General features: G+C 39.0%; 10 protein-coding genes and 1 tRNA gene. 6 read left to right on the top strand and 5 right to left on the bottom strand.

Features of this window, described 5'->3' with window-relative positions:
- Positions 1-248 precede the first annotated feature (248 nt).
- Together HY817_00005 and HY817_00010 are read left to right on the top strand one after the other, a co-directional pair.
- Positions 249-725 (top strand): hypothetical protein, encoded by a 477-nt coding sequence (locus HY817_00005; protein MBI4835623.1) that lies wholly within the window; start codon positions 249-251, stop codon positions 723-725.
- Between the two features lie 100 nt (positions 726-825).
- Positions 826-1005 (top strand): hypothetical protein, encoded by a 180-nt coding sequence (locus tag HY817_00010; GenBank protein MBI4835624.1) that lies wholly within the window; start codon positions 826-828, stop codon positions 1003-1005.
- Between the two features lie 111 nt (positions 1006-1116).
- On the opposite strand, the gene gyrB is transcribed toward HY817_00010, so the two are convergent.
- The 5 genes from gyrB to HY817_00035 all read right to left on the bottom strand — a co-directional run bounded on the left by gyrB (position 1117) and on the right by HY817_00035 (position 5454).
- Entirely contained in the window at positions 1117-3033 is a 1917-nt protein-coding gene (gyrB, locus tag HY817_00015) for a DNA topoisomerase (ATP-hydrolyzing) subunit B (protein ID MBI4835625.1), read from the bottom strand.
- Between the two features lie 67 nt (positions 3034-3100).
- Positions 3101-3469, bottom strand: a complete 369-nt coding sequence (locus HY817_00020; protein ID MBI4835626.1) for a four helix bundle protein — start codon at positions 3467-3469, stop codon at positions 3101-3103.
- A 79-nt stretch (positions 3470-3548) separates the two neighbouring features.
- The gene (recO, locus tag HY817_00025; protein MBI4835627.1) at positions 3549-4229 is read right to left on the bottom strand and encodes a DNA repair protein RecO; all 681 of its coding nucleotides are present in this window, start codon (positions 4227-4229) and stop codon (positions 3549-3551) included.
- A gap of 13 nt (positions 4230-4242) precedes the next feature.
- Positions 4243-5082 carry a hypothetical protein gene (locus HY817_00030; GenBank protein MBI4835628.1) on the bottom strand — a complete coding sequence of 280 codons (840 nt, stop codon included), beginning with the start codon at positions 5080-5082 and terminating at the stop codon, positions 4243-4245.
- A 301-nt stretch (positions 5083-5383) separates the two neighbouring features.
- Positions 5384-5454 (bottom strand) — tRNA-Gln (locus HY817_00035).
- Between the two features lie 120 nt (positions 5455-5574).
- Here HY817_00035 and HY817_00040 point away from each other — a divergent pair.
- The 4 genes from HY817_00040 to HY817_00055 all read left to right on the top strand — a co-directional run bounded on the left by HY817_00040 (position 5575) and on the right by HY817_00055 (position 12599).
- Positions 5575-7275, top strand: coding sequence for an S-layer homology domain-containing protein (locus HY817_00040; GenBank protein MBI4835629.1), 1701 nt, complete (start codon positions 5575-5577; stop codon positions 7273-7275).
- A gap of 310 nt (positions 7276-7585) precedes the next feature.
- Positions 7586-9226, top strand: a complete 1641-nt coding sequence (locus HY817_00045) for a hypothetical protein (protein ID MBI4835630.1) — start codon at positions 7586-7588, stop codon at positions 9224-9226.
- A gap of 27 nt (positions 9227-9253) precedes the next feature.
- Positions 9254-10894: a hypothetical protein gene (locus HY817_00050; GenBank protein MBI4835631.1), complete on the top strand. Its 1641-nt coding sequence runs from the start codon at positions 9254-9256 to the stop codon at positions 10892-10894.
- Positions 10895-10961: 67 nt separating this feature from the next.
- Complete coding sequence (locus tag HY817_00055) at positions 10962-12599, top strand: hypothetical protein (GenBank protein ID MBI4835632.1); 1638 nt, start codon at positions 10962-10964, stop codon at positions 12597-12599.
- The last annotated feature ends 22 nt before the right edge of the window (positions 12600-12621 follow it).

Consider the following 12621-nt stretch of genomic DNA (forward strand, 5'->3'; position numbering starts at 1 on the left):
AGATGATTGGAGAAGGAGAAGGTTGTATGCATACCGAGAGGATCTTTGTCCTATGACAACAAGCTTCTCCTCTCCTTCCCCAATCTTACTTTCTCACCAACAAGATGTCATTTCTTCTTGGCTCTTCCTGTATATGACAATTGCGGGGGAGTTGATCACCCAGCGGATGGGTCACACTTTGTTAGCTCAGACTCTTTTTTTGACTAACCAAGCATTACCACTTATAGTAACGCGTTAATTTATTCTCTATGAGCACAAAAAGACTTCTTTCATTGGCAGCTGTCACATTTAGTTTGGCAATAGAAAATAGTGGGTGTCACGCAACTAGAGAAAATGTCGCTGAAACAATTAATACTCCCCAAACAGCAACAAATAAGTTAAGGTCATTTCTCCATCAGATGTCAGGCCCCAAACGAGTGGCATTGTCAGCTTTGGTCCGAATTATTGAAAGCAGATTGAATAGTAGACAATTAGGGACATATACATTTCTCGATCGAGTGGAAACAGACAAGAGAATTCTCAGACAATTAGCCGTAGAGTTGGCTCATGGCCAAGGGGGTCTGAGTGGCAATGATATTGGTAAGGTTTGTGATATCTACATTACCATGCTCAATCAGCTTGAACTACCATGTTCACCACTAGCAGCTGATGGTTGTCTTGGTGAATATGCCATTGCCAGAGAACGTGGCCTGCATAGATTAAAAATCATGATCAGTACATATTAAGTTCTGGAGCATTGACTGCATTTTCAGGCGCGGGTATTGTGCTTACTCTGCAATTATTGCTGAGTTTTGGTCGTTCTACTTATGATTAATTAATATATGTATGTCTCTCAAAGAAGGATTGCCCAGAAGATTAGAAATTCATGATATTGATATAGTTGATGTTGGCACTTTAAGGAAGATCCGCTCACCAGATGATTTATCTCCATACGCTGATAGAGAGAGACTTGCAGCAATTTTAGATGAACGAAAGACAGATTCAGGCAAAGCAGCCATCAAGTAATATCTCGGAATATTTACCCAGCAAGAATTAGAAAAATAGATTGTTGATGCCTAACAATCTATTTTTCGGTTATCCAAAATTCTGAATTCAGCATTCTGCATTCAGAATTCATTAAATATCAATATCTTTCGCAAACTCAGCATTCATCTGAATGAACTTTTTGCGTGGGAGTACTTCTTCCCCCATCAGAGTTTCAAATACTGTATTCGCTCTTTCGGCGTCCTCTACATGGACCTTGAGAAATGTGCGACGTTCAGGATCCATGGTAGTTTCCCACAATTGCTCTGAGTTCATTTCTCCTAGACCTTTATAGCGTTGAATATTGGCTGAATCGATATTTTCTGAGGCACGGATGCGGTCTTTTTCTTCGTCACTATGTACGTACCACGTCTTTTTGCCTTTGCTCAATTTGAATAGAGGAGGTTGGGCAATGTGAATATGACCATTTTCTACCAGTTTAGGAAAATAGCGAAAAAAGAACGTCAGCAGTAAAGTGCGGATATGAGCACCATCCACATCGGCATCAGTCATGATTACCACTCGCTGATAACGAAGTTTAGTGATATCAAAACTTTCACCAATGCCACAACCGAGGGCAATTACCAGAGCTTTGATTTCACTGAAGGCAAGCATTTTATCTAAACGTGCACGCTCTACATTCAAGATTTTACCACGTAAAGGTAAAATCGCTTGAAAATCACGATCACGGCCCTGCTTAGCAGTACCACCTGCAGAATCTCCCTCTACTAGATAAATCTCACTACGAGAGCGATCTTTGGTAGAACAGTCAGCCAACTTTCCTGGTAAAGTCATACCTTCCAAAGCACCTTTGCGCACCACTGCTTCACGGGCAGCACGAGCAGCGAGGCGGGCACGAGCAGCTAAACATGATTTTCCTACAATTGACTTAGCATTTTGGGGATTTTCTCCTAAATATTCACTGAACTTATCACCAAACAATGTTTCAACTGCAGTACGAACTTCGACATTCGTCAGCTTTCCTTTGGTCTGGCCTTCAAATTGAGGATTGGGCAATTTAACAGAAACAATCGCAACTAAACCTTCACGAACATCATCACCAGTTAAATTTTCATCTTTCTCTTTCAAAATTTCCTGCTTGCGGGCAAAGGAATTGATGACACGAGTGAGTGCAGAACGTAAACCAACTAAGTGCATACCACCATCAGCCGTGAAAATATTATTGGCAAAAGAAAATACACTTTCCTGAAAAGCTTCTGTATAGGATAAAGCGACTTCAACGGTGACATCATCCAACTGTTTTTCAAAATAAAAGACATCATCTACCAAAGGTTTGCGACCTAATACTAATTGGCTTACATAAGACTTAATACCATTTTCAAAAAAGTACTTACGCTTTTGATTATTTCTTTTATCCCAAAAGGTGATAGTAAGTGCTCTAGTTAGATACGCTTGCTGCTTGAGACGCAACATGATGCGCTCAAAATCAAACTCTGTTACTTGCATGATAGAACCATCAGGAATGAAAGAAATTTCAGTGCCAGTAGGATGATTATCAGGATCATCACTCACCGACATGTCCATAGTAGGTACTCCCTTACTATATTCTTGATGATAGATTTTTCCATTACGAAATACCCGCGCTACCATTTTTGTCGATAAGGCATTAACACATGATATACCTACGCCATGAAGACCACCGGATACTTTATAGGCTTGATTTTCAAACTTACCACCAGCATGCAAAGTACAAATAACAGTTTCCAATGTAGGACGGCCAGTTTTGGGATGAATATCAGTAGGAATACCACGCCCATTATCAAGCACCATCAAACTCCCATCCTCATTAATAGTGACATTAATAAGATCACAAAATCCGCCCATCGCTTCATCCACTGAATTATTCACTAATTCCCAGACTAATTGATGCAAACCAGTACTATCAGTAGAACCAATGTACATACCAGGACGCTTGCGCACAGGATCCAACCCTTCTAACACTTGAATATGCTCGGCAGTATACCCTTTATTTGGTTGTAGTTCAGACATAAGAAAAAAGCTGCTTAAAAGCGAGAAGAATATAGCATATTCAGAGCTAAGAGCGAAGAGCTGAGAGCTAAGATGGTTTGGTTTTGTTAAGATTTATTTTAGTTGTTATGCTTGTCTTGCAAAGTATTTTTATGACTTCATGCACCAACGATAAGTAATGGCCATAATCACCTGGTACTATTTGGCTATTCTGCAAGACCTTTAGCCAGTGCTCTGACTCATGTGCTTCTTTTAAGGCAATATCAATTTTGCATAAAAATTCTTTCTTACTATGAGCACCAATAGCTTCGGCAATATTTGCTGCAATACTATTTGCGCTGCGAATTAATTGATCAGAAAAGTTGAATTCTCTTTTTTGCTTCAATCTCTGACATAAAATAGCTATTTCAACACCAAATAATAAACTTTTCTCATAAGCAATACTTCGCTTCATCATAATTGGTTAACTACTCATGAGTATAGTAAACAAATTATGAAACTTTCCTCCCCCATATCTTAGCGCTCAGCTCTTAGCTCTATAAAAAGTGGTACTTAAATGCATCTTCCAGAAAACCTTGGGTCACAGCAAATCCCTGCCTTTCTAGTTCATTTTCCTTGTTTTCCAAAGATACTAATACTTGATGAATCAATTGATCATTGGCATCCACTTTTAGCGAGCATTCTCGACAACGAAAGCCTTCATAGGTATGTATCTTACTTCCTACAGTTTCTTTCACTAGGGGCTGGGCACAATTGAGACAATGAGAAAGATTAATGCCGAAGCCAGACAAAAAAAGCAATTGCCATAAAAAGTTTAGCCACCAATATTGAGGGTCCCCATGATCTTTCCCTTGCATTAAAAAATCTCGCAATAAAAAGTAGAGCTCAGGATGAGGATCATGTTCTTTCGTTGCTTTATAAAGAGCTCGAGCGGCTCTTTCAGCGAATTGCCAATGAGCTAAAGAAGTACGGAGATAGGGGAACCAAGTAATTAATTGGGCCTGAATTAAGGTAGGTAATTGTGATTTATTAGTTAGTTCAAAATTAGCCTCAATGAACAAATCAACAATACCGCTGGTCTTGCTTTTTACTTTTCTGACCCCTTTGGCAATAAATTGTGTCTTGCCTAACTCTTTACTAAAAACAGTAACGATTTTGTCAGCTTCATGAAAATTGGTGATCTTGATAATAATGCCCTGAATAGTTTGAGAAAACATGCAAAAGTACTACTTATGTTTGAAAGGCCAAGAAAACCATACCAATACAGAGTATCACAAAAGCAAACAATTTCACGGCCAATCGCTCCTCATGAAAATAAAAATTACCAGCAAGAATAGTAAATAAAGCCGAGGCACAGCGCTTACCAGTTACTATAATAGAGGCAGGTGCCAAGGTGTAAGCAAAAGAATCTAAAATACCGCCGAAAGCAAAGCTGAGTGATTGGGTGACAAACAGTTTTTCTTTGTACAATCTCAATGGATGATGATGCCTATGATGTTTACACAACCAAGTAACAAATGCCATCACAAAGATGCCGCTCACCAACTGATGAGCAGCTACTGAATTATAGTAGGTGATAGCATGCTTATATAGAGTAATTGCCAAGGCTGCATTGATAGTAGCAGCAATCACCCAGCCCACGCCCTTTCTAGTAAAACCATGCTGCTTATACAGCAAAAATAAAGTCATGATAATAAAAAGTATGCCCACATATTGTAATGGCTGAATATCATAGCCCAACAAAGCATCACAAATCAGCAAAATAGGCACAGTACCCATGCGCAAAAATCCCCATGTGCTACGATCAGATTTAATAGTAGCCTTACCAGCCAACCAAATATGTAAAGCTTCAGAGCCCATTTGTAATAGCCAAAAAGGCAATGAGTAAATACTAAAGCGGAAATCTCCTTGCCAAAGAACTAACAGTATAAAAAGCAGAAAACCGCCAAAGTGATTCAAGAAAGCCATGGTATAAATATCCTCACGGCGGTGAGAGACTTCATATTTGCCAATACTTGAACCAATCTCAAGAAAGAAAGTACCAACAGTAGTAAGGAGCAAGCCAAACATAGAAAATGCAGGAGAAATTCAAAGACAGAGGAATTCTAACGAAAGAGGAAGAAAGCAGCAATAAAATTGGCAGGAGGCACAAAAGACGAGATCATGAAGACAAAGACGAATACTAAGACGAAGACCGAAAGCCCCCTGTCTTTGTCTTAGTATTCGTCTTCGTCTTTTATGATCTCAAGCCTTCCTTATTTTTTATTAGTTATTTTTCATTTTTTCGAGCTCGCTTAAATACCCACAAACGAAGAAAAGGGATAAAAAATAACTAATAAGACTCGCTCGCCTGGATTGGTGCGAGCTCGTGTTCGGGGGTAGGGACTCGAACCCCAACTCACAGCTCCAAAGGCTGTTGTCCTACCATTAGACGACCCCCGATCAAAATTGACACGCGAAATTTATAGCATGGAAGCAACAGAGGAGCAATATAAAGTTTCTTCACAGTTACCAGACAGAATAAGAATAGTGGTACTATGATACCAGCCTTACTTTCATCCTATGCTTAAAAGTAAAATCTCTTCAGCCCTTACCTCCATTCTTTCCATCATTCTCCTGCTCCATTCTCCACTCTCAGCGCATGCATTCCTGGACGTCAGTGCTGATGCTTGGTTCAAAGTATATGTAGACGAACTCAGTGCTCAAGGCATTGTTTCTGCTCAAAATAGCAACTTTTATCCGAATCGCCCGATTACTCGTGCCGAGCTGGCAAAAGTGGCCGTGACATCGGGCCAACAAGTTGGTCTATTGGCCTCACCGATGCTATCCCAAGAACAGGCTTTTTGTGATGTGGCAGTGAACAATTGGGCTCATATTTATGTCACTGTACTGAAAGGCAAAGGCGTAACAGGCGCTAATGCCTCATGTGCTGCCGGCAAGAACTTTATGCCCAATCAATTTGTTACTAGAGCAGAGGCGCTAAAAATTCTTTTCTTGGTATACAATATGCAAGCTCAAGGCAGAAGCACTTTTCCTGATGTAGAAAGTAGTGCTTGGTACAGTGGCTATATCAATGCTGCTACTAGTATGGGTATTGTCAGAGGCTATGCTGATGGCACATTTAAGCCTAATGGCTTTTTGACTAGAGCGGAAATGGCCAAGATTATTAGTGTAATGATGGGACTAATTGGAGAAAGACCAGCTCCCACTCCTACACCTTCTCCCAGCCCAACGTCAACAGCAACACCATCACCAACAGCACGGAGCACAAGACAAATCAATATTACTCCAGCGCAAGGCGAGCAAGCTCTCCGTGATGCCATTAACAATGCTGAACCTGGTGATGAGATATTATTAGCTGCAGGGACTTATCGCTTATCGCGACAATTATGGATTGATAAACAAGGCACAGCCAGCCAACCGATTATTATTCGTTCTAAAGATGGCGATTTTGCTGCTAAGATTACTGGTTCACCAGAAGAAGGAATTAATATAGGCGATGGTGCTGCCTACTTAACACTTGATGGCCTAGAAGTATATGGCATGGGCGATAATGTTATTCATATTCAAAATGCTCATCACATTACGGTACAAAATGTCCGTGCTCACGATGCGGGGAGTGACGGCGATGTAGTCAAAGTTAATCAAGCTCATCATATTAGTATCTTGCGCAGTGAATTCTCTCGTCCTGGTGCTAGACCTGGTTGTCCTGGAGAAAATTGTTGGCAAGAGGCTTTAGATTTTGTCGACACTGACGACAGTATTATTCACGATAATATTCTCAGTGACTTTGGTAATTTAGCTGGCTATGTGAAGGGTGGCAGCACTAATGTCATAATCGAGAAAAATATTATCCAAAATCAAAGAGCCGGAGCCGGAGATCCTGCTTGGGGTATAGGTGGCTGGACTGATAGTGAACTATTACGAGGCAAACAGTATGAAGCTAATAATATCACTTTCCGCAACAATATTTTGCGCAATAACACTTATGGAGCTTTAGGTATTTATGATGCTACGAATGTTACCATTAGTAACAATCAATTTATTAACAACCATGGTACTTTAATTGAATTCCGAGCAGGCAATGCACCAGCAGAAAAAAGCAGCAATATCACCATCGAAGGCAATACTTTCAATGGTAACCAAACAGATGACACTAGTATTTGTCATATTTCAAGTCACGAGCTCACAGGACTCACTTTAAGGAATAATAGAGGCGACAATACTGCAATTGTGGCAGCGACTAGTTGTACAGAAGATTAGTACTGACCGAGTTCAACTTGTTTATTAAGTGTTGTACAATAATTTCTCTTCATCCTAACTGTCGTACCGGACTGAGATCCGGTACCCAGCAGGGACAATAGTGCTGTGGAGTAACGTGTAGTTTTAGGGGAACTCTGTCCCTGCTGGATATCAAATCCAGTTTGGTATGACAAGCTGGTTGAAGTTGCTGATCTGGCTGATTCGTCATGCTTTATTAACCAACAATAAAAACACTCAACATCCTTTACCCGCTAATTTGTCTTTAGCACCTCAATTGGGTATACCATAAGCAAGAAGAATAATTGCTATTATGGAAGCTCGCTGCACTAGTACTGGTCAAATATTTTCCATCTCGGAAACAGAACAGAAATATTGCCACGAACATGGTATCCCACTTCCTCAAACTGAACCTTACACTTTACTGCGCTGGCTACAATCTTTTCGCAATCGAGTACATTTATATAATGCCATTTGCGCTCACTCAGGTAAGTCGATATTGAGCTGCTTCCCACCGGAAGGGAAACACACGGTATATGACGCAGATATTTGGAATGGTGAACAATGGAACGCTTTAGATTATGGCCGAGAATATGATTTTTCTCGACCGTTTTTTGATCAGTTTAATGAGCTTTTGCATCAAGTTCCTTTACCGAACCTATTGATCAATTTTAATAGCAGCGACAATAATAGTAGATATGTGAATGGCGCCAGAGATCTTTTAAATTGTTATCTTTGCTTCACCACTTTGGATTGCCAAGATTGCATGTTTTGTTGGAATGTTTTTTATAGTAAAGATGTACTGGACTGTGTGTATTGTAGCTTTTGTGAAATTTGCTACAGCTCAGTAGATTTAGATCATTGCTACAATGTCAGCTTCTCGCAAACTTCTGTGCATTGTTCTGATTCCACATTTCTTTACAATTGCCAAGCCTGCAAGAACTGTCATGGCTGTGTCAATCTCAGCAACAAAGAATACTGTTGGTATAATGAACAAAAGACAGAAGCTGAATTTAGAAAGCTGAAAGCAGAATTAAATTTGGCCAATGAAAAAATATTACGAGCTGAAGAGAAAAAATTTGCAGAGTTCAAAAGTCGTTTTCCTAGGAAATACTATCAAGGAAAGAATATAGAAAATTGCTCAGGAAATTATTTACTCAATAGCAAAAATTGCCATGTTTGTTATTTAGCTACCGGATCTGAAGATCTTGAGCATTGTGTGATGGCGGTAAAAAGTAAAGATAGCTTTGGCACTTTTTCCACCACAGAATCAGAGCTTATTTATCATTCTGTTACCGGCCGAAACTATAATAATCAATTCTGCTTAGAATGCATTCACACACAGAATTTGCGTTACTGCATGTACTGTGTGAATGGCGCTAGTGACTGTTTTGGTTGTGTCGGCCTCAAAAAAAATAGTTATTGCATTCTCAATAAACAATATACCAAAGAAGAGTATTTTGCCTTACTTGCTCGTATTCAAGAACATATGATCAAGACAGGAGAATGGAGCGACTTTTTTCCTCAAAAGTTATCACCATTTTATTATAATCATTCTGATGCTATTACTTTTTTCCCTTTAACAAAAGACCAAGCCTTAGCCCAAGGATTTACTTGGAAAGACGAAATTATTGAACCCACAAATACTATCTATCAAATACCTGATGATATTGCTGATGTCTCTGAAGATATCCTACAAAAAACATTAACTTGTGAACTTACTGGCAAACCCTATCGCATTACTAAGCAAGAACTCGAGTTTTACCGTGGTCAAAAGCTTCCTATTCCAAGAATAGCTCCCATTGAAAGAATTCTTACTCGCTCACAAACCTTTGTAATCAAGCCACTTACAATTAGAAAGTGTGATCAATGCCAAAGTAGCCTCGATACTATTTACTCTGAACCAACTATTTCAGTATTGTGTGAACAATGCTATTTAGAGATGTATCAATAAAAACTTCACTTGTAATTAACAATCTTTATGCAAGCTATTTGTAAAACTACTGGGAAGTCTTTCACCATTTCTGATCGAGAAGCTAATTATTGCAAAGAGCGGGGAATGCAGTTGCCTAAGCAACAGCCATTAGAAAGATGGCGTCAAATTGCTAGTTTTCGTAATCGCATCAACCTTTTTAATACTACTTGTGCGCTCACTGGTCGCCCCATATTAAGCTGTGTTCCTCCCGATCGAGGCTTCACCGTGTACGATTTAGCAGCATGGAGTGGGGACAATTGGAATCCATTAGTGTATGGACAAGAGTATGACCCTAATCGGCCATTTTTCGAACAATTTAATGAACTATTACACAAAGTTCCTTTACCCAATCTCAATGTAGTAACAGGAACTATGGAGAATAGCGATTATGTTAATGGAGCAATGAATTTAAAAAACTGTTATTTGTGTTTTTCCACTCTCAACAGTTCAGATTTGATGTTCACTTGGGCTGTATTTGACTCACACAACGTGTTGGACAGCATTAATTGTTACTCATGTGAGATTTGTTATGGCTGTCGTGACGCAGAAAAATGTTATAATTGCGTGTTTGTAGAGAGCTGTCATACATGTAGCGATAGCGCATTTATGTTTAATTGCCAGTCTTGTAAAAATTGCTTTGGTTGTGTGAATCTCAATAATAAAGAGTATTGTTGGTATAATGAACAACTTACGAAGGAGGAATTCGAAATGCGCAATGCGAAGTTCGAAATGGGGAGCAGGCGAGAAGTAGAAAAAGAAAAGGCTAGATTTGCCGAGTTTAAGAAAAATTTCCCGATTAAGTATTATCAGGGAAAGAATATAGAGAATTCTACTGGCAATTATCTCAATGGAACTAAGGATAGTCGCAATATCTTTTATTCTAGTAATTGTATTGATGCTGAGGATTGTTGGCTGCTGATTGGCGGAAAAGACTGTTTTGACGTCCTTTCATCTAGCAAATGTGAGCTCTGCTATGCTGTACAAAGCGGAATTAATTACAATTGTCAGTATTGTAATGAATCTATTGCTAATAATCGCAATTTGCAATGGTGTATGTATACCAATACGAGTAGCGATTGTTTTGGCTGCATTAGCTTAAAAAAGAGTCAGTATTGTATTTTGAATAAACAATACTCCAAAGAAGAATATGAAAAGCTCACAAAAGAGATCAAGCACAAAATGATTGCCAGTGGCGAATATGAAGATTTCTTTCCCCGCCGCCTGAGTCCATTTCATTATAATGAAAGTGACGCCATGCTGTGGTTCCCCTTATCAAAAGAAGAAGCTTTAACAAAAGGATTCACCTGGAAAGATGAAGTACCAGAAACACATGATAATACAGCGCTCGCTCCAGATAACATTCTGGACGTCACTGATAATATTCTGCAACAGACATTCTCTTGTAGCCAAACAGGGAAAAAATATCGGATTACTAAGCAAGAACTAGACTTTTATCGCCGTTTAAATCTTCCGGTACCAAATATTGCACCACTAACTAGAATCGCCAATATGGCAGCCAGTTTTTTTAACACTCACGAACTGCATCTGGGACAATGTGCTCAATGTCAAAAAAGTTTTGAGACCGCATATGATACGACAAAGCAAAAAGTACTCTGTGAAGAATGCTATCTCCAAACTACTTTCTAACACTTAGCGCCATATATAGAGCTTCAACAAGCTCCACAAAGACTTGTAATTTGAAATGAATAATCCTATGGAAATCACCTGCGCAATTACCGGCAAACCCTTCACAATTTCTCCACGGAAGCAAAAGTATCTCGCCGAGCGAAACCTGCCCTTGCCCCGGGTAGCGTCATGGGAAACACTAAAGTGGATAGAGAGCTTTCGCAATCGTATTTATCTTTACAATGCTACTTGTGCCTTTTCTAGCAAAGCAATATTAAGTTGTATTCCTCCGGAAAACGGCATTCCGGTCTATGACACAAACATTTGGAATAGTGAGCAATGGGATGCGACAAATTATGGGATTGATTATGATTTCAGCAAGCCATTTTTTGTGCAATTAGCAGCTTTAATGAAAAAAGTGCCTTTGCCAGCTGTCACAGTGGTAGAATCAACGATAGAAAATTCTCCTTATGTAAATGGTGCCGTCAATCTGAAGAATTGCTATTTAACATTCATTTGTCTTGATAGTCAGGACTGTATGTTTGCTTGGAATGTATTTAATAGTAGCCAAGTGGTTGATAGCGTTTACTGCTATTTTTCGGAGTTATGCTTTGGCTGTATCGATATTGATCACTGTTACAATTTATTATTCTGTGAAAGTTGTATCCGTTGTTCCGATTCTGCCTTCTTGTTCAACTGCCAAGCTTGTAAAAATTGTTTTGGTTGCGTGAATCTCAGTAATAAAGAGTACTGTTGGTACAATGAACAACTTAGCAAAGAAGAGTTTGAAAAACGCCGAAAATCAGTCAATTTAGGCAGTAAAAATACAGTAGCTGAGGAAGAAAAACGGTTTAAAGATTTAAGAAAAAAGTTTCCTATTAAGTATTATCGTGGGAAAAATATAGAAAATAGTAGCGGCAATTATTTATTAAATAGTAAGAATTGCCATCACTGTTATCTCACCAGTGATTCCCAAGACTGCGAAGATTGTATTATTTCTTTACAGGCCAAAGATAGTTTTTGTGTTTCTTCCAATCGTGGCGCCGAGCTTTTGTATAATTGCCAAAGTGGTAGTAATTATGACAATCAATTTTGTAATGAGTGTTTATTTACCAAGAATCTCCAGTATTGTCTATATTGCACCAATGGCACTAGCGACTGTTTCGGCTGTATTAGTCTCAGAAAAAAGCAGTACTGTATTTTAAACAAGCAGTATTCCAAAGAAGAATATTTTAGTTTAATAGCAAAGATAAAAGGGCAAATGTTGGCTAATGATGAATATCAGGATTTCTTCCCCAAAGAAATGTCACCATTTTATTATAATCATTCTGAAGCAATGAGTTTTTTCCCTTTAACGAAAGAACAGGCGCTAGCTCAAGGATTTAAATGGCAAGATGATACTATAGAACCTTTCACTACTACTTATCACATACCTGATGACATCAAAGATGTAAAAGATGACATTTTAGAACAGACACTTAAATGCCAAAAGACAGGCAAAAAGTACCGCATTGTAAAACAAGAGCTAGAATTCTGCCGCAAAATGGGCGTGCCTATAGCAACTATTGCACCAATTGAACGAATTACTGAACGTTCTCAGTTTTTCGCTGTCCATCCTTTACAGACACGCGCGTGTAGTCACTGTCTTCAGCCGGTAGAAACTGTTTATACTGATCCTGAGCTGGAAGTGCTGTGTGAATCTTGCTATCAGCAAAAGGTTTTCTAATTTCAACCTTTATTCGTAATCG

The sequence above is a fragment of the Candidatus Abawacabacteria bacterium genome, assembly GCA_016207805.1.
Lineage (GTDB): Bacteria > Patescibacteriota > Gracilibacteria > RBG-16-42-10 > RBG-16-42-10 > JACQZO01.